Annotated in this window: 14 protein-coding genes and 1 pseudogene; 5 read left to right on the top strand and 10 right to left on the bottom strand. The window is 49.8% G+C overall.

The genetic code is table 11. The annotated features are described in order from the left end of the window. Positions 1 to 24 precede the first annotated feature (24 nt). Entirely contained in the window at positions 25 to 1,305 is a 1,281-nt protein-coding gene (locus tag H8S52_RS00270; RefSeq protein WP_186909139.1) for an ABC transporter permease, read from the top strand. A gap of 9 nt (positions 1,306 to 1,314) precedes the next feature. Beyond that, positions 1,315 to 2,577, top strand: coding sequence for an ABC transporter permease (locus H8S52_RS00265; RefSeq protein ID WP_186909138.1), 1,263 nt, complete (start codon positions 1,315 to 1,317; stop codon positions 2,575 to 2,577). Positions 2,578 to 2,719: 142 nt separating this feature from the next. Here H8S52_RS00265 and H8S52_RS00260 read toward each other — a convergent pair whose 3' ends face one another. The 4 genes and pseudogenes from H8S52_RS00260 to H8S52_RS00245 form a co-directional block, all read right to left on the bottom strand. Beyond that, a complete protein-coding gene (locus H8S52_RS00260; protein ID WP_186909137.1) occupies positions 2,720 to 4,309 on the bottom strand; it encodes a hypothetical protein in 1,590 nt (529 codons plus the stop codon). Between the two features lies 1 nt (position 4,310). Continuing rightward, positions 4,311 to 5,345: an HlyD family secretion protein gene (locus tag H8S52_RS00255; RefSeq protein WP_186909136.1), complete on the bottom strand. Its 1,035-nt coding sequence runs from the start codon at positions 5,343 to 5,345 to the stop codon at positions 4,311 to 4,313. Positions 5,346 to 5,358: 13 nt separating this feature from the next. Next, complete coding sequence (locus H8S52_RS00250; RefSeq protein ID WP_186909135.1) at positions 5,359 to 6,672, bottom strand: TolC family protein; 1,314 nt, start codon at positions 6,670 to 6,672, stop codon at positions 5,359 to 5,361. A gap of 509 nt (positions 6,673 to 7,181) precedes the next feature. After that, a pseudogene (locus H8S52_RS00245) lies at positions 7,182 to 7,637 on the bottom strand (site-specific integrase); the annotation flags it as partial. Positions 7,638 to 7,838: 201 nt separating this feature from the next. Here H8S52_RS00245 and H8S52_RS00240 point away from each other — a divergent pair. Further along, positions 7,839 to 10,442 (top strand): ABC transporter substrate binding protein, encoded by a 2,604-nt coding sequence (locus H8S52_RS00240; RefSeq protein ID WP_186909134.1) that lies wholly within the window; start codon positions 7,839 to 7,841, stop codon positions 10,440 to 10,442. Between the two features lie 20 nt (positions 10,443 to 10,462). Here H8S52_RS00240 and H8S52_RS00235 read toward each other — a convergent pair whose 3' ends face one another. Continuing rightward, the gene (locus H8S52_RS00235; RefSeq protein ID WP_117955219.1) at positions 10,463 to 11,698 is read right to left on the bottom strand and encodes a fucose isomerase; all 1,236 of its coding nucleotides are present in this window, start codon (positions 11,696 to 11,698) and stop codon (positions 10,463 to 10,465) included. A gap of 210 nt (positions 11,699 to 11,908) precedes the next feature. Between H8S52_RS00235 and H8S52_RS00230 the strand changes: the two genes are divergently transcribed. After that, complete coding sequence (locus tag H8S52_RS00230; protein WP_117955217.1) at positions 11,909 to 13,108, top strand: pyridoxal phosphate-dependent aminotransferase; 1,200 nt, start codon at positions 11,909 to 11,911, stop codon at positions 13,106 to 13,108. 19 nt (positions 13,109 to 13,127) lie between these two features. After that, entirely contained in the window at positions 13,128 to 14,372 is a 1,245-nt protein-coding gene (locus H8S52_RS00225; protein WP_118939634.1) for an ABC transporter permease, read from the top strand. A 15-nt stretch (positions 14,373 to 14,387) separates the two neighbouring features. Here the strand turns inward: H8S52_RS00225 and H8S52_RS00220 are convergent, their stop codons facing one another. The 5 genes from H8S52_RS00220 to H8S52_RS00200 all read right to left on the bottom strand — a co-directional run bounded on the left by H8S52_RS00220 (position 14,388) and on the right by H8S52_RS00200 (position 19,466). Further along, complete coding sequence (locus H8S52_RS00220) at positions 14,388 to 15,560, bottom strand: glycosyltransferase (protein WP_118939633.1); 1,173 nt, start codon at positions 15,558 to 15,560, stop codon at positions 14,388 to 14,390. Positions 15,561 to 15,609: 49 nt separating this feature from the next. Next, complete coding sequence (gene bioD, locus H8S52_RS00215) at positions 15,610 to 16,272, bottom strand: dethiobiotin synthase (RefSeq protein WP_186909133.1); 663 nt, start codon at positions 16,270 to 16,272, stop codon at positions 15,610 to 15,612. A 182-nt stretch (positions 16,273 to 16,454) separates the two neighbouring features. Further along, positions 16,455 to 17,414 (bottom strand): malonyl-ACP O-methyltransferase BioC, encoded by a 960-nt coding sequence (bioC, locus tag H8S52_RS00210; protein ID WP_186909187.1) that lies wholly within the window; start codon positions 17,412 to 17,414, stop codon positions 16,455 to 16,457. A 13-nt stretch (positions 17,415 to 17,427) separates the two neighbouring features. Continuing rightward, complete coding sequence (locus H8S52_RS00205; protein WP_118153238.1) at positions 17,428 to 18,201, bottom strand: pimeloyl-ACP methyl esterase BioG family protein; 774 nt, start codon at positions 18,199 to 18,201, stop codon at positions 17,428 to 17,430. Positions 18,202 to 18,302: 101 nt separating this feature from the next. Beyond that, entirely contained in the window at positions 18,303 to 19,466 is a 1,164-nt protein-coding gene (locus H8S52_RS00200) for an 8-amino-7-oxononanoate synthase (RefSeq protein WP_186909132.1), read from the bottom strand. Between the last annotated feature and the right edge of the window lie 56 nt (positions 19,467 to 19,522).

Here is a 19,522-nt window from a genome sequence, read left to right as displayed (position 1 = left end):
AGGAAGTTAAACGAATAACGGAATATGATACGTCTTTACTTTCAGCAAGCGCTATATCACTTGCGCGAGAATCCCATCATAACATGGGTTTCCGTACTGGGTACGGCATTGGCCATCTGTATGATTATGGTGCTTGTCATCACTTTTCAGGTGCGGCTCGTGGACTGCGAGCCCGAGGTGAACCGCAGCCGTTCGCTGTATGTGTCTGCCATGTCCGTCAAGAACAAGGGCGGAAGCGACGGCGATTCATCCAACGCCCGCATGTCGGTGCGTACGGGGCGCGAGTGCTTTAAGAGTCTCACTACGGCGGAGGCGGTAACGTTGGTTTCCTTGCCCGAAAAGGTACGTGTGTCCCTGCCGGCAGGCAACAAGGTCACGGCCGACATGGTGCAGACGGACGACGCCTTCTGGCATATCTTCCGGTTCCGCTTTCTCAGCGGCAAGGCATTTACCAAGGCCGACAGCGATGCCGGAGTGCTATGCGCCGTGTTGAGCGCTGCGGTGGCGCGCCGCCTGTTCGGCACAACGGACGTTGCGGGAAAGACGGTACAGTTGAACTATGTGGAATACCGTATATCCGGTGTAGTGGCGGATGTGTCCGTACTGGCCACTTCCGCCTATGCGCAGGTGTGGATTCCTTATACGTCCACAGACATTGCCCGGCTGGCGTGGTGGGAGGAGACCGTAGGACAGATGAGGGCGGTTATCCTTGCACGTTCCGCATCCGATTTTCCGGCTATCCGTGAGGAGGCGGAGCAACTTCGCCGTAAGTATAACGACAGCCTGCGCGACTCGGAAGTGTTCTATCGCGGGCAACCCGATGAGCGGTTTGCCAACCTTTACCGCAAGTGGAGCGAAACACCCGATACCAAAGCCATTATCCTGCGCTATATGCTCGTTATTGCCATCCTGTTGCTTGTGCCTGCCATCAACCTGAGCAGCATGACGCTCTCCCGTATGCGCAGACGTATGGCGGAGATAGGCGTGCGCAAGGCTTTTGGGGCTACGGGTGGCGAACTGATACGCCAGATATTCTTTGAGAACCTGTTGCTGACATTGTTTGCCGGCGTGTTGGGACTTGCGCTGAGTTACGCCGCCACCTTCCTGCTGAACGGTTTCCTTTTCAACAATAGCACCAATGCCTACCTCAGCGGGGAAACCGCCCTGACACCGGGCATGCTGCTTTCGCCCTGGGCATTCCTTGCAGCTTTCGGTTTCTGTTTGCTGATGAACATCCTTTCGGCAGGCATACCGGCATGGAGGGCTTCGAGAATGAATATAACGGATGCGATCAATCAAAGGTAAACGATGGTTATGAAAACGATATTGAAACAAATAAAGAACGAGTGGAACAGCAATCTTTTTCTCTTTGTGGAGCTGCTGCTAGTCTTTGTCGTGCTGTGGTATATTGTGGACTGGACGCTTGTTACTGCACAGGTCTATCACGCTCCGATGGGATTCGATACGGAGCACTGCTACAATATCACCGTAGGCAAGTTGGGAGAGGACTCGCCTCTTTATAATCCGGAGCTAACCGCCGATGATGATATGGACGACTTGCTCCGGCTTACGGACAGGCTGCGTCATTGCCCCGGCGTAGAGGCCGTTGCCCTTTCGCAAAACTGCTTTCCGTACAATGAGGGCAGCAATGGTATTGATTTGGGTATTGACTCCGTGGCTGTCAATGTACATCTTCTTTGGGTGGAGGCGGACTTTTTCCGCGTGTTCCGTTATGCCTTTACGGAGGAAGCTGAGTTTGCCAAGGTAGAGGCTGCATTCCGCAATGACGAGCCGGTGGTATCTTCCAATCTCACCGAAGGACATCCGGAATTGGGAGGCGGTGCGTCCTTGCCGGGGCGGGAAGTCTTGCTGTTGAACTACGGCAAGGATGTCCGCCGTCGCATCGGTGCGGTGGGCACGCCCGTGCGCTGGTCGCATTTCCATACTCCGTCGCAGTGGGGCGGGGCTTTTGCAGCCCTTCCGCTCAATGCGAAGAGGTTACGGAATTTCGGCGATCCCCGTTATGTCACAGTCAGCTTGCGCGTTTCCGAAGATGCCGATAAGGACTTTGCCGAAAAGCTGATAAATGATGCCGACCGCCTTTATCAGGTAGGTAATCTGTATCTGCTGGACATTACACCTTTCAGCCATTTGCGCGAAATCTGCGAGTTGGAAGACATGAACGAATGGAAGACGCAGCTTTGCGTGCTCGGTTTCCTGCTGTTGAATATCTTTTTGGGCGTTATCGGCACATTCTGGTTCCGTACGCAGCAACGCCGTAAAGAGGTTGCGCTGCGGATGGCGTTGGGCAGTTCGCGCCGGGAGATTTTCTCCTGTCTCATGTACGAAGGGGTGCTGCTGCTTACGCTGGCGGCCGTACCGGCGGCTGTCATCGCTTTCAATATCGGTTATGCCGAACTGGTGGATGTGGGCAAAATGCCTTTCGATGCCGGACGCTTTCTGCCGGCTCTTGCCTTGACATGGCTGCTTATGGCGCTGATGATTGTTGTCGGAATCTGGTATCCTGCTTATGGAGCGATGAAAGTACACCCGGCAGAAGCATTGCATGATGAATAAAGTTTTTCCGGAAAAACGATATTAAAATAGAAATAAGCTGCTTATGAGCTTTTCTCAAAGAGTGGGGGTAATTTATAGCCACTTGCCAAAAACAGAAGATTCCCAGCAAGTGGCTATGTATGTGATTTGTAAATAGTCATTTTTACTTTTTATCAGCAAAAGATTCGGCAATCTTCTGCCTTATTTTCTGCCAGCTTGGTATCTGCTTGAGTTCCCTGCGTATCGGAGCATCGTACAACAGAAACAGCAAAAAGAGGAAGATACAGGCGTATGCAGCCCAACCATATATCTGCTTTATGCTGATTTCAGTCATTTGCGACATGAACATCTCCATAAAATATGGGATATTCACCGGCACTTCATTGGCAGCCACATTGTCTATCGCCGCCCCATACCGTGCTATATTGTCGGGAATATAATATTTCAGACCACGGGTGTAAATGGCAGCACCTATCACACCGCCCATGACCATGTGGAGCATTTGGAACACGGCAAGGGATTGGAAAAAATGCTGGAAACTCATGATTTCTTCTGCGCAGGTCAGGAAAGTCACGCTCAACACAGCATACCCGAACCCACGGCAAGCCATCGGCAGATACAGCTGGGATATGTGAATGTCGCTTGAAACTGTGAAATAGTAGCCGAGAAGATAAAATATCACGCCTGCCAGCCCTATGATTATCAGCCGCAGATAGTTGAATTGCTTGATGTGCATCCACCAATAGGAAAACAAACATCCGGCAAGGCATCCGACAAGCACAGGCCAATCCAACTGTACGCCGGTAATCGTGCCGTAATGCATTACGCCCTCAAAAAATGTCTCTTCCAATACATGCTCGGTGGCAAGCAACATTTCCACCAAAGCGACCAACACAAGAATCGGAGCCAAATAACGGTATGTCCACATCTTGGGTTCAAGGTACGGATGACGAATAGAGAACATACGCCTCAAACAAAATACGAACGTAACGGCTGCGGAAAGGCTGACCTTGCGGATGACCGGGCTGTTCCACCAGTCGTAATAATCGCCATAGTTGAAAACAAACGTGATTTCCAAGGCAAGCGCCGCCCAAAGTACCGCTCCCAGCCAATCGATGCCGAACAAGGGAAACTTCTTGAACATACGGAAATGGCGTGTGCAGACGGTCAATATTAGCAAGTCTGTCATCATGATGCCACAGATGAACAGTTGCATATAGTCCCAATGGTAGTAATACATCAGATAAGTGGCCAACAAATCGGACAATTGCATACTCCCTAAGATGATGATATGCAGCACGGGGAAGAACACGGTAAAGTCGCGTGTCGGACTCATCCAAAGTTGGATATTCGACATACATTCAAATGTGCCTTGTATCTTACACATACCTTCGATGAAGCATATCAGCCAAAGCAATGGAAGAAAAGTGATATGCGGCGCAATCAGATTGCAGAGCAATACCCCGGTAGCCGCTCCACACAACAGCGTCTTGTTGGTGAAACGGAACTTTACGCGGAACAGCAAAGGAAAATGAATGGCCATTCCTGCCAAGTTTGCGTAAAGGCACATCAGAAAGTCTTCCCGCATCAGGGTCGTTTCGCCCATCATCTGGTTCAGCGTGCCCAAATAAAGTCCGCCGGAAAATTGGAAAGTGACAGCTATGAATACATATATCCAAGGTCGTATTTGTTCAGGGATAAAATTCCTGAACATCGGCATAGAAAAAGGCATGGGTTGTGCAGTTCCGCTCATATCAGTATTTCACTTTACATTCTACATTGAATCCTGTCCTCAATCGGCTCACTTTGTCGGCATCATTGCCTTGCAAGCGGATGCGAACGGGCACTCTTTGCTCCACTTTTACGAAATTTCCGGTAGCATTGTCCTGTGGAATCAAAGAGAACGCCGCTCCAGTGGCATCGGATATGGATTCTACTACTCCTTTGTATACGATGCCCGGAACGGCATCTGCCGTAAAGATAACCTCCGCTCCTTCCTTGATGTTGGGAAGTTGCGTCTCCCGATAATTGGCGATGACCCAAAGGTCGCTGTTGTCCACGATGTCCACCAGCGTTTGGCCGGGCTGTACCAACTGCCCCTCATGTATAGCCTTGCGTCCCGTCATGCCGTCGCAGGTAGCGATGATGACCGTATAGGACAGGTTCAGCCGCGCCAAATCCACGGCGGCTTGTGCCAAACGGACGGCAGCCTCGTTTTGTCCCAGCTGATGCGTTTGTTCCTCTTTGATCAAGGACGTGGTGTGTTTCATGCGGAGTGCCTGTTCATACCGGGCGTTGATGGCATCGTATGCGGTCTTTACATTGTCATATTGCTGCCGGGTGACGGCATCTTCCTCCAATAGTTTCTTATACCGTTGCAACTCACGCTCTGCATTGGCCCGTTGCACGCAGACTTCCTCGATGCCGGCATCATTGACTGTCAGGTTGTTTTGTATCGTGGCTATCCCGGCATGGGTGACTTGTTGTCCTGCCAATGCGTTTGCCAAATCCGCTTCGGCTTGTGCCAGCCGCAATCTGAACTCCGCATCTTCAATCACAAGCAACGTGTCGCCTTTGTGTATAGGCTTGTATTCTTCGAAATATATTTTCTTGATAAAGCCTTGTACACGTGTGTTGATGGGAGTGATATGTTGCTTTACCTGCGCATTGTCCGTATATTCTACGCTGCCCAAATGGAGAAAGCGTGTGCAAACGTACCCTATGCCGATAACCAGCAATGCAATGACAATCGTATTGTAAACCAGCTTTTTTGTCTTTCTTGTAACCATAATGATATTCTGTTTATAAAGTATGGGTGATGTATTTCATTTTATAGTAGTTGTACAGGATGTTGATGCGGGTATTCACCAGTCCCAAGTCGGCGGTGAGTTTCATGTTGCTGGCATCCAGCATGTCGGTCAGTAACGCCATCTCGTTTTTATAGCGGTTCTCGGTGACGTTGTAATTCTCGTCTGCCAGCTTTACACTGTTCTTCTGTGTCCGCAAGTCGGTAAAGGCAGTCAGGAAGTTCACATACCCCTCCTGCACGGCATTTTCCACTTGCTCCTGCGCCAACTGATGGAGTTCCTGTGCCTGACGCACATTCAACCGTGCCTGTTTCAGCTTCTTGTTGTTCTTGAACAGGGAGGAAAGGTTATATTTTACCCCAATCCCTATGTACCAATAATTGAAATTGTTATCCAGTACGGGCACTTCAATGGTGATGGGGCCGTCCAAATGCTCTGCGGCGACAATGGAAATATGCGGCAGGCGTTCGGAACGCTCCTGCTTTACTTTTTGCTCATTCATTTGGATGGCGGCCTGTGTCTGTTTCAGGAGAATGTTATTGGTTTCGGCCATGTCCTGCCAATCATCCTCTGTGAGGGTAAGGATTTGCTGCTCCAGCAAGTAGGTGTCAGGGGATATTTCCGTACCCTCGGGCAGATGCAAGGCGGTAACCAGCTGATGGTTGGCAATTTTACGCGCGTCTTCCACTCTTGACAACTGCAAGTTCAGTTGCTCCTTTTGCAATTCATAACGTGTAATGTCGTTTTTGAGAACCGTGCCTTGTTCCCTGCGGGCTTTCATGTTGGCAATGACCTCCTCTATCAGTTCCATGTTCTTCTGCACCACCCGGATTTGGTTGTCTAATTTGTACACGTTCAAATAATGGCCTACCAGCAGGAAGCGTATCTCCTGCACGTTCTTTTGCAAGTCAAGTTCCGCCAACGCCTTTCCTATTTCCGCCTGCTTGATGCCACTGCTTATCGCACCGCCTGCATAAATGACCTGTTGCGCTTCTAATGCGAAGTTGTTGCCGAAATGCGGCATGTCTACCGTCATGGCGTTGCCAAAGTCCCTGTCCCACAGCTTGCCGTTGCCCCAATAGCTGGCGGAAAGGGACACATTTACATCCGGAAGCCTTTGTGCCTTAGCCGCTTTAAGGGCTTCCTCGGCGGATTCTGCCCCCGTTCGGTACGTTTGAATACTTTTGCTCTGCTCGTCGGCAAGACGGAACAGTTCCTCTATGCCCATTTGTCGAGTTTGGGCACACAACCCCTGACTGCATAGGACTGCAATGTACAACAGCCCTATGAGCCTTTTCTTTTTGCTCATAAATTAACTGATTATTTTATGTTTATAGAATGAATATAGCTATGGAAATGGAAACGGAAGGTTAAATCTGCACCTCTGCTCCCCATGCGTGGAAATAACAGATTTTGTTTTTGTAATGTACTGTATAAGTTTCCATTTAACTATGCCATTTACTTGTTTTCGGGTGCAAAATTAGAAAAAAAAGAAATAAAACGTGACTTTGCGTAATCCGTCTTTTTTGTTATTTTAACTATTACATCATGCGTATTGCGCTATAAATCAGCGTATCTTAAAAAAGCTCGGAATATAGAATACAAACATTCCAAGTTAGGCAGACGGAAAGCCTGCTATTTTGAACTTCCCTTCTGCCTGATGCTCATAATTTAATGCCTCGTGGTTGTGTTACCGTTCTCCTAATGGATGAGAACAGCTTGTTGAACTGCTCTTTGAACCATTCAGGCAGAACCTCTCCATGTACACCAACTCTTGGAACAGCGGAAACCATTTCTTGGCTTTCAAGATGATAGCTTTCAGAAATGACACTTCCTTTTGGTGTTCCGCTTCCTTGTCCGACATTTCCCTGCGGTGCTCTCGAAAGCGGATATGTCGTTTTCGAGTTTCTTGCTCGCCACCTTCGCGTAAAGCTGCGTAGTGGTGATATTGGTATACCCCAAAATCTTGCTCACGCTTTCTATCGGCATACTGTAATTCAATGCCAAAACAGCGAATGAATGGCGGCTTAAATGGAATGAAATCGGCTTTTCTATCCCACATTTCTTCGCCACAGCCTTGATGCGTTTGTTCACCGTGTCAAGCGAGCCGATGTTGAACAGCCGTTTGTCTGTTCTGAACGGCTTGTAACGTCTGATAATCTGCATGGGGATGTCCATCAGTTTGATTTGGAACAGTACGCCCGTTTTTTGGCGTTTCGATACAATCCAAGGCGTACCGTTCATTTCCACGATGTTGTCGGTGCTCAGGTTCTCTGCCTAAACCCGTTTTCCCGACCTTATGCCAATTTGTGCCATCCGAAGCCAAACTCTCAGACTGTCAGCGAGAATGCTCAAATTTTCCTTATTCTGCGTTTTATCCTATTATTTTTTATCAAAAGATGTATATTCTCGATATAAGCTTGTATATTTGCGTTGTTATAAAGAAGTTTACGCAGACAAATCAAAACAAACGGAATGGGAAAACACTTTTTCTTAACATGTTCATTAGCTTTCTTATGCATGATATCGGGGACGCTTTCGGCTGCGGAAAACAATTATAATGTACTTTTCATACAATCATATACAAACAGCTCTTCCTGGCACAATAACCTTATTGCCGGTTTGCAGGACGGCTTGAAAGAAGGCGGTGTAAAAGCAAACGTGGTTATAGAGTATCTGAATGCCGATTTTTGGACGTTTGCTTCGGAGTGTGTCATCATGCGCCGCATATGCGAACGTGCCAGACAGCGGAATACGGATTTGATTGTGACGTCCAGCGATGAGGCTTTCTTTACCTTGACTCACTGCGGCGATTCTTTGCCGTATCAGATACCGGTAGTTGTTTCGGGCATTAAATATCCTGACAGGAAGTTGTTCGACCGTATGCCGAATGTCTCGGGCTTCACTTCAGTAACGGATTTTAATGTGTTGCTTGAGGAAGCCATACGTTTGTTTCCTGCACGTAAGGAGATTGTCTGCTTGTCGGACAGCAGTTTTTTGAGTGCTAAGGGAGTGGAAGCGGTAGAAGAAGCCTGGGAGTCTTTTCATAAGAAACATCCCGAATACAGTTTTAAGGAACTGAATGTGCAGAGAAAGTCCCTCAACTCTCTCATAACATCTATTTGTTACGATTATCATGCCCATAAGTACATTGTTATCGCCCCTAAGTGGATTCCTTTTCTTTCCCTGAAATTGAAAGCTCCTGTATTTGCCAATCAAAACCTGGCAATGACAAGCGGTGTTTTATGTGTTTATGATGTAGAACCGGCGGCAGATACTTATGCTGCGGGCATACAGGCGGCAAGTATTCTGAAGGGCCGGTCGCCTGCTTCATTCGGAATAGGAGACTTGGGCGGCAAGTTATTGTTCGACTACAAGCAGTTGGACTTCTTCCATGTAGATGTGGATAGTGTTGAAAAACGGGGAATCGTTTTGAACATTCCTCTGATGGACCGCTATCAGGCCTGGTTTATTCTGTTCTATTCGGTGATAGTGGGTGCGTTGGCATTTCTTGTAGTCTGGCTCTATCGGAGCAACCGGCGTGAATCGCGCAAGCGGATACATGCGCAGACCCGTCTGCTGATACAACACCGCCTGGTGGAACAGCGGGATGAATTCGATAAGATATTCTGTTCTATTCGCGACGGACTGGTTACGTATGATATGGATTTGAGAATCCATTTTGTGAACCGGGCTTTAGTGGAGATGCTGGGATTGCCTGCAGAAATGTATACGACACGTCCGTACGAAGGACAGGTTGCCGGTTCCATTCTCCATATTTACATGAATGGCGAGAATATCCTGCAGGCTCTGTTGAAACAGGTGATACAGGATAGGAAGCCTGTCATTATACCGGAAAAGGCATTCATGCAGGAGAATACCAAAGGTACTTATTTCCCTGTTTCGGGCGAGGTGGTTCCTATCTTTGCGAAAGACAAACTGACGGGTATGGCAATTGTCTGCCGTAATATATCCGAAGAAGAGATGCAGAAGCGTTTTTTCAATATGGCTATTGAGGAAAGTTCCATTTATCCGTGGCAGTACAACACACGGTTGAAATGCTTCCATTTTCCCGACGGACTGCTGCAACGTTTCAATTGCTACGACAATACGGACTATATCTCGAGGGAAGAACTGGATCGGATTGTCCATCCGGAAGACCTTTCCCGCACATGCAGGCATTTCGACAATATCATGCTGGGGCATGAGCCGAACTCGCGCATGAGTTTCCGGCTGCAAAACGCAGATGGCGGATATGAGTGGTGGGAGTTCCGGAGTACCGCTTATGAGGGGCTCACGGTAGATATACCTTATAGGGTATTGGGTGTATGCCAGAGTATCCAGCGTTATAAAGACACCGAAGAGGAACTTATCGCGGCCCGTGACCGTGCCTTGCAGGCTGACAGACTGAAATCGGCGTTCCTTGCCAACATGAGCCATGAGATACGTACTCCGTTGAATGCGATAGTCGGTTTCTCCGATTTGTTGAAAGACCTGCAAGCCTTTTCTTCGGAAGAAGTACAGCAGTTTGTCGAGACTATCAATATAAACTGCACGTTGTTGCTGGCTCTGATTAATGATATTCTGGACCTCTCGCGCATCGAATCGGGCACAATGGATTTTCAGTTCTCTTCTTACAATCTTACGTTTATCATGCAGGAAGTTTACGACTCCCAGAGGTTGAGCATGCCGCAGGGAGTGGAATTATGCACCGATTTTCCGGAAGGGGCCGACAAGTATATCACTACCGATGCCGTACGCTTGAAGCAGGTTTTGAATAATCTGATTAACAATGCCAAGAAGTTTACCGTGCAAGGGAGCATCACTTTAGGATATAGAGTGGATGAATCCGGATATACAACCGTCTTTGTGGAAGATACCGGAGCGGGTATATCCGATGAAGACCAGAAGCATATCTTCGAGCGTTTCTATAAGGCGGACAGCTTTACGCAAGGGGCCGGTTTAGGGTTGAGTATCTGCCAGACAATTGTGGAACGTATACACGGAACCATTACGGTGACTTCAAAGCCGGGCAGAGGAACCCGCTTTGAAGTCCGCATGAGCGATGATGTAATATGATTGCCGGTTGGTTTTAGAGTTTATTCTATCCTTTTGCATCCGTTGGATTGCAGGAACTCGTCGAGCATCAGTTCGTAGTTGCCATGCAGCATGATGTGATGGTTGCCCAACGGGTTTCTCAGGAAATATTCCGCCGGGGCGTTCATCTTGATACGTACCTGCGTGCGGCACATATTGATGTAGTTGGTGTTTTCGGTCAATGTACCCGTGCCGAGGTAATATTCGTCCAGACATTCTCCGCCGCATTTCACGATTGTTACGTCTCCGGCAGGCAGTATTCCCTGTATGCCGATGCCGCTTTCCGTTTCAAAGTGGTTGCGGATGATGAACTGCTCTGTCTGTGCGATGCCGATGGTGCAATGCGCCAGTATGATTTCGTTGGTGCGTGCATTAATCATGGAAGGATTGGCCATGAAAGCAGGTTTGCCTGTGAGCACTTTGGCAGCGAGCATGGTGAAGACGGACTGCAAATCGCCTTCGCATCCGGCAATGATGCCCTCGTCATTCAGCAGGGAAAGCGCCAGGCAGCCGGTAGTGCCCGTCTGTTCTATCAGGCGGAAGCAACTCAGGGTGAGTGCGCTTAAACGGTCTTCGTCCACAATCTTCCGGATGGCGCGGTACAGGCGCATTGCCTTTATCATATCTTCGGGCGACGCTTCCCGGCAGGCAAGCGCTTTTCCGGCAAGGCCGGCACATGCTTCGCCTACTTCATCATCCGTGATTTGGTTGTAATATTCGTACACGCGTTCCAGTGCGATGTCCGTGTATTCCACTCCCCAGCGTCGTTTGGCAAGCAGATAATCCACGTTGCTGGCAATGAGCCAGCTCGACGGAGTGCCTATTACACCGATACGCATCCCGAAGAGGCTGCGCTGTGCCATAAAATTGCTGTGCAGTACAAAAATACGTTTGATGATTTCGGACAGTTCGCCATGCAGGATTTCGCTTTTCATTCCCCGGCTGCGCAGCCAGGAAGATATTTCGAGGGCGGCGGCAAGCGAGTTCTGCATACCGTCTGCCAATATGATGGCAGGGCGGGGAAGAGCCTCGAAATGCTGGATAACCAGCCGTTCCACTCCGCCGGTGGCGATGAACAGGATGCTGAAATCATCGGGAGACAGCTTGTTGATATCTTGGTAATCTATGAAATTGACGGTGAAATATTTTTCCAGTTCGTTCAGGATTATTTCATGGGAACTGCGGACTGATGCTTGCTTATGTAGCAGTGAAGCAAAAGTTATTAGGTTGATGACCATAGCGTTACTTACTATTTTAAATGTTGGTTTAAGATAAAACGGTTGTGGTTGTTCATTTGTTTACTATTTCAAAGGTACAAGATTCTTTTTAAATAGCATAGTGTTTTTAATATAGATAAGGTTTTTAAAGTTTTTATGTCTTTGCTTCCCTTTGGTATCAAATAAATCACTACATTTGCGACTTAAATGATAAAATGATATAAAAAACTCATGCCAACAATTTCTATTCGCGGAATGGAGATGCCCGCATCTCCTATCAGAAAGCTGGCTCCCTTGGCAGATGCAGCCAAGCAACGGGGCATCCATGTATTCCACCTCAATATCGGACAACCCGACCTGCCTACGCCGCAAGTCGCGATTGACGCCATCCGCAATATTGACCGTAAGGTATTGGAGTACAGTCCCAGTGCAGGCTACCGCAGCTATCGCGAGAAGTTGGTGGGGTATTACGATAAGTACAACATCAAGCTCACAGCCGATGACATAATCATTACATCCGGCGGTTCGGAAGCGGTGCTGTTTTCTTTCATGGCATGCCTCAATCCGGGTGACGAGATTATCGTGCCCGAACCGGCTTATGCCAATTACATGGCGTTTGCCATCTCTGCCGGAGCCAGGATACGTACGATTGCAACGACCATCGAAGAGGGATTCTCGCTGCCTAAAGTGGAGAAGTTTGAGGAGCTGATAAACGAACGTACGCGTGCCATCCTGATTTGTAACCCCAACAACCCTACCGGCTACCTTTATACCCGCCGTGAAATGAATCAGATACGCGACCTTGTGAAGAAGTACGACCTCTTCCTCTTCTCCGACGAGGTGTATCGCGAGTTCATCTATACGGGCTCTCCATACATCTCCGCCTGCCATCTGGAAGGCATCGAGAACAATGTAGTCCTGATTGATTCCGTTTCCAAGCGGTATTCCGAATGCGGTATCCGTGTAGGTGCACTGATAACGAAGAACAAAGAGATACGCGATGCCGTTATGAAGTTCTGCCAGGCGCGTTTGAGTCCGCCGTTGATAGGTCAGATTGCTGCCGAAGCGTCTTTGGATGCCGGCGAAGACTATCTGCGCGATACCTACGACGAGTATGTAGAACGCCGTAAATGCCTGATTGACGGTCTGAACCGTATTCCCGGCGTATATTCACCCATTCCGATGGGAGCGTTCTATACCGTGGCCAAGCTGCCCGTAGACGATTCGGACAAGTTCTGCGCATGGTGTCTTTCCGAATTCCAGTACGAAGGGCAGACCGTTTTCATGGCTCCGGCTTCCGGCTTTTATACCACTCCGGGTTCCGGCCGCAACGAAGTGCGCATCGCTTACGTCTTGAAGAAGGAAGATTTAATCCGTGCGCTGTTTGTGCTTTCCAAAGCGCTCGAAGCCTATCCGGGACGTACGGAATAGAAGATATATAATACTACTGATGAATTTATCCCGTTTCATAGCGCTGCGTATTTACCGCAGTTCCGATGTCGGAAAGCAAGTTTCCCGTCCTGCCGTGCTGATAGCAACTATCGGTGTTGCTATCGGGTTGGCGGTGATGATTATTGCCGTGTCGGTGATAATCGGTTTCAAGAGCGAGGTACGCGATAAGATAATCGGTTTCGGCTCGCATATCCAGATTAGCAATTCGGATGCGGCGCGTTCTTTTGAAACCCGCCCCATAGCCGTGACGGACAGTATGCTTGCCGCTCTTGCAGATAATTCCGGTGTGAAACACGTGCAACGCTATTCCACCAAGCCGGGTATGATAAAGACGTCCGATGCCTTTCAGGGCATGGCATTGAAGGGTATAGGGCCGGAGTATGGCAGTTCTTTCTTCCGCCGTCACCTGATAGAGGGAGAGTTTCCGCAGTTCAGCGACTCGGCTTCTACCAACCGTGTGGTCATTTCAAAGGCGATAGCCGACAAACTGAAGCTGAAGCTCGGCGACAAGATAGACACCTACTACATACAGGACGATGTGCGTGCCCGCCGCCTGACAATCGTCGGCATCTACCAGACCAACTTTTCCGAATACGACAACCTGTTCCTGCTTACAGACCTGTGCCTGGTGAACCGTCTGAACAAGTGGCATCCCGACCAGGTGAGCGGAGTGGAGCTGGAGCTGTACGACTACGATAAACTGGAAGAAACCACCTACCGGATAGCCGATGAAGTGGGCCGGCATCCCGACCCTTACGGGGCAGAATACTGTGTACTCAACGTAGAGCAGTTGAACCCGCAGATTTTTGCATGGCTCGGCATCTTGGATGTCAATATATGGGTTATCCTTATTCTGATGATTGGCGTTGCCGGGTTTACCATGGTTTCGGGGCTGCTGATAATCATCATAGAGCGCACCTCCATGATTGGCGTTCTGAAATCTTTGGGAGCGAACAACCTCACTATCCGCAAACTGTTTCTTTGGCTGGCGGTATTCCTCATCGGAAAAGGAATGCTGTGGGGCAATGTAATAGGACTGGCTTTCTATTTTATCCAGAAGTGGTTCGGCTTGTTCCGTCTCGACCCGGAAACCTATTATATGGACACCGTTCCCGTATCTTTCAATCTTTGGCTTTTCTTGTTGCTGAATGTCGGCACGCTGCTGGCCTCAATCGCTATGCTGTTAGGACCGTCCTACCTCATTACACGGATTCATCCGGCAAATTCCATGCGCTACGAGTAGAGGGTAATTTCTCATTTATTTTCTCAGGAATTCGCTTTTCTTTCTAAACAGACAGTAGAGCTTCCAGCGGAGAGATTGCAGCGGCTGGAGTACATCGAACACGGGCAGCGACCAGTAGTATCTGCGCCGGTCGTTCAAATCCTTGGCAGTCTTGTTGACGATGATGGCTTGCAGGATAAACCGGAGTATCCAGACGAGGAATGCAATGCCTGCCGCCAGCCAGTGGAAATGCAGTATGGCTGTTGCGAGCGTAGCCATCCATGCGGCATGGAACGCGAGGCGGGTAGTGGTTTCCAGTCCGGCAAGCCAGCGTTGCATGCCGTGATAGAGGCGGGCGGTAGATGCGTAACCGATTTTCTCTTCCCGCCAGTCTTTTGCGCGGAATACGGGTTGCATGCGTATGGTGGCATCCGCATCGGTTTCCACGCGGGTATTTTCGGCAGTGGCTACATGATTGACGAACAGGTCGTCATCGCCGCGCTGAAGGTTGAGATGTGCAGAGAACCCTTTGTGTTCGTAAAACAACTCTTTGCGGTAGGCAAGGTTACGCCCGATGCCCATATACGGGCTTCCGGCAAGCGCAAAGCCGAGGTAGCGCATGGAAGTGAACAGATTATCGAACGCTACGCGCTTGTGCAGCCAGCCTTTACCGCGTTCATAGCCGCTATATCCCAAGACAACTTGCGTACGCGAGGTGAAGTTGCGTGCCAGCAGCCGCAGCCATTGGTTGCTTTGCGGGCAGCAGTTGGCTTCGGTAAAGACGAGCCAGTCGTATTTGCTGGCTTTCACGCCGAGGGTGGCGGCGAGCTTCTTCCGGCTGATGTAGCGGGAAGAGTCGGGGACAAAGCTGTGGTAGAGGTGCGGGTATTTCTCTTCCAGCAAGGTGAGGTAATCTTCGCTTTCGTCCGTGTTTCCGTCATTGATGACGATAACCTCAAATTGCGGATAATCCTGCTCCAGCACAGCTTTCAGGTTACGTCGCAGGTTTTCGCATTCTTCACGTGCGCAGATGATGACCGACACCGGCGGGAGCTCCTGCGAGAAGTGTACATTGCCGCGCTTCACGGCACGGCTGCGCAGGTGGATGCGGTTGTACAGGCAAAGGTAATAAAGTGCTTGAATGATAAAAAGAGTTCCCGTCGCTGCGAGCAATATCTGCTCGGTTGTATCGAATGTAAATGCTTCCATGTGTCCTATGACGTTTTATAACGTGCAAAGGTACGAAATTCGTCACAGATTACATGGTTTGATACAGATTATTTATCTCCGGCACAACCTCAAACTTCGTTCCGGGGAAATGCCTGGAAAGATACTCCCGTATGTATTGCATCGTATCGTTCTGTATGGTCTTGTCCTCTACCGTGGGATAAAGGTTGTACAATACGGTGTCGAGTGTGATTCCCCGGTGCCCGATGGCTTCAAGGCTTAGCAGGGTGTGATTGATGCTGCCCAGCTTGCCGGATGTCACGAAGATAAGGGGATAGTTCTTATCGGCAATGTAGTCTATGGTGAGATATTCTCCGGTCAGGGGAACCATCAGTCCGCCGGCTCCTTCCACGAGTACGGTGTCGTAGCGGCGGGCAAGCTCCTGCGTGGCGTTCTCTATTTTGTCGAAGTCGATAGGACGGTTGTCGATGCGTGCCGCAAGATGGGGAGAGCAGGGATAGGAGAAGATTTCGGGCATTGTAAGCCCCTCGTTATCCTCAGGCAGATAGCCGGTGTCCATGATGCGGCGGTGCAGGTCGATGTCCTCGGAGTGTCCGGTATTACCGGTTTGAATGAATTTCTGGGTGATGACGCGCTGTCCGTTCCGGGATAGCTGCTTGGCATACCAGGCAGTGCAATAGCTTTTTCCGGCATCCGTATCAATGCCGCTGATGAAATAAATGTTTGGTTTCATAATTCTTTATATCCTTATGTAAATTAACTGATTAAACATCGGTGCTCATACCTCTTATCACCTATGTGTTTACCGTATTCCTCATCCTTTATTTTAAAATCTCTTATACCTCATACTTCATACCTTATACTTTACATTTCGTACCTTATGCTTCGTATTTTGTACTTCATCCCTTATACTTCTTACTTTGTCTTTCCTCTTTTTCTCGCTATTACATAAATCGGGTGATAAGTCAGCGAAACACTACGGTCATCCTTGCCGTACATCCGGATATATTCCTCGCAGAAACTTTGCAGGCGTCCGCGCGTCCAGACTCTCTTTTCCGTCCCGGTAACGCCGGTTTGTCTGAGGTGTTGCAACACTTCGAGCGGAGTGCCGAATGGCAGGGAGACAATCTCTTCTTCGGCATAAAGAACCTCGAAGCGGGAAGACAGCAAGGCTTTCAGTTCTTCGAGCGAGAAGTACTCCAGTCCGTGTCCGGTCAGGGTATGTATCTCCTGCATATTCCTCTTGCCGAAAGTGCTGAATGCGAGAATGCCACCGTCCGATAGGAAGCGGTGGCAGCGGGTGAAGAACCGTTCCGTATCGGCAAACCATTGCAGGGTGGAGCAGGACGTTATCAGGTCCGTCCCTTGCGGGAAATCAAGAGTTTCGGCATCACACGGCAAAAAGCTGACGGTAGGGGATATAAGCGGGGTTCCGTAAAGTGGCACTTTAGCTTTCTCAAGTGGCACTTTAGCGCCGTAGAGTTCTACTTTATCATCGTAAAGTAGAGGTCTATGAGGCAGAGGTTCACCGGCCGGCAACAAATCGCAGATACACTCCCTCATTTCGGGACACAAGTCGTTGAGCAGCAGAGTTTCCGGTTGCAATGCGTGCAGCAGCAAACGGGAGTAGCACCCGGTTCCGCATCCGAACTCTACGATATGGCGGAAGGGAGAGGCGTTGCCTGACAAACTTCGCGTATTGCCCTCGCCGTTGTGTGCCGCAGCAGACGGGCAGGCATGTTTCGTGAGCAGGCGCAGCATCTTCTCCGCCACCTGCTGCTGAACAAGAGCTTCTCGGCCGTACGTATTCCGTGCATGGGCAAAGCGTCTTGCAACGAGGGCTTTGTCGATGGATTGAATGGTACTGCAAATCATTTTCTGTTTCGTTTCATTCAATATTTATGGTTTTGACATGATATCTGAATTCACTGACAGTCATCTCCCACATATCTTGCAGCAGAAAGCGGAACATGGACTCGTCATAGTGTGCGTTGTCCGTCAGGACCGGATGGCAGTCTATCAGGTCGCAAAAGTTCATCTCCATGTTTTCGGGCGGGAAAATCCGGTCGTTCTTGCCGATGAAGGCGTAGTCGTATTCGTAGTTATACTTTTCGATGTTTGCTTCATACTTATCTTCCTTTTCCTCGTCGTAACTTTTGTTATTTGCGTCTCCGAACAGATCGAAGTACCGCTCCAGAATGAGCCTCAGTTCTTCCTTTATTTCGTCGAAGTCCCGTCGGGGAGTCACTTCCATGAATGCCTTGTAGGCGTTGCTGTCCTTGCACATGCGGCGCAGGAACTTCTGGAGCGTTGCGGGGGTAAGCCCGTCGAGAGTAGCCTGAAAGGTTTTCACGGGGATACCTTCCAGATTGTCGATGGGGTATGTAGTTCCGTTGAATGCCAGGCTGAACACCTTGTCCCGGGGGACTTGGCTCAGTATGAGAGAGCCCATCCACACACCCATGGACCAGGCTACCACGTTTACTTGCCGGTAACGGTCGAAGATGGAATAGTCGAAATCCAGCGTGCGGTAGTCATAGCAAATCATGTAGTCCATGTCTTTGGGACGGTACTGCTTGAAGGGAGTTTCGTCCGCTGCCCAACCGGCAAAGAAAAGGAGTAACTGGGGATGGTTCTCGTTGATAATGTACACTTGTTTCATTGTTCTTTTTTGTTAGATGAAGATGCCCTTCTGTATGAAGATGCATTTCGGTTAATATTCCAATGCCGTCTGTTACGGGCATTGCTTAAAGTATTTTCGGGTTATTTCAAGTTCTCCGTTCTTTTCTTCAGTTCTTCTATTTCCTCTTGCCTGATATCGGCTGTCAGCGAAAAACGGATGCGCGACGTTCCTTCCGGCACTGTAGGCGGGCGCACGGGCAGGGCGTAAAAGCCGTGCCGTTGCAAGGCCTCTGCTTTCAGCACGGTATCCGCACTCTGCCCGATAATCATCGGGACGATGTGGCTGGCGCCGGGGCAGGTGTATCCTTGTTCCTGCAGGGCTTCGCGAAGCGTCCGGCTGATGTGTGCCAGATGCTCGCGCCGTTCCCGCATGTCTGCCAGCCGGCGCACGACAAACAGTGTCCATGCGATGTTTACGGGGGGCAGTCCGGTGGTGAAGATAAGTGTGCGCATGCGGTTGACGAGGTATTCCCGTATCACCTTCCGGCATACGATGTAAGCGCCTGCGGATGCTGCCGCCTTGCCGAACGTGCCGACAAGGAAGTCGATGTCTTCGGTGCAGCCGGACTCCTCGGCGCAACCGAGTCCCTGCCTGCCGCGCACGCCGAAAGCGTGGGCCTCGTCCACGTAGAGCAGCACATTGCCGTACCGGCGTTTCAGTTCCGCCAGAGCGGGCAGGTCGGCTTGGTCGCCGTCCATGCTGAAGATGCTTTCGGTGACGATGATGATTTGGCGAAAGGCGGAGTGGTGCTCTTTGAGCAGCCGTTCCAGTTGTGCCAAATCGTTGTGGCGGTAGCGGATGCATTTGGCGGCGGACAGGCGGATGCCGTCAATCAGGCTGGCATGGACGAGCTTGTCGGCAAGTATCAGCGTCTGTGCATCGCTTACGGCGGGCAGGATGCCCGTGTTGGCATGATACCCGCTGTTGAACACCAGTGCGGATTCCATGCCGAAAAGGCGTGCCAGTTCGGCTTCCAGCTCTTCGTAAACGGTGAAGTTGCCCGTCAGCAACCGGGAAGAAGAAGAGGTGGGCAGGAACGTGTCGGGGGTGAGCGTGCGCAGGAATTCTTCGCGCAAGGCCCGGTCGGATGCCAGCCCCAGGTAGTCGTTGGACGAGAGGTTCAGCATGCGTTTGCCGTCCACGATGACATCCCTGCCGTCGTGTACCATCCGGGGCAGGCGGCGCAGGTTGCTGTGCTCTTCAAGAAGTTGCAGCTCTTGCTGCATGTGCGATATAGTGCTCATTGGCTATGTTTGTTTTTGAAATATAAGGAAGTTTATTGTTCCCTTATTTCTTTTGT

This window comes from Bacteroides sp. NSJ-48 (genome assembly GCF_014287405.1).
In the GTDB taxonomy this organism is placed as follows: Bacteria; Bacteroidota; Bacteroidia; order Bacteroidales; family Bacteroidaceae; genus Bacteroides; species Bacteroides stercoris.
Note: the sequence above shows the minus strand (reverse complement) of the source record. Positions and strands in the feature narration are given on the sequence as shown.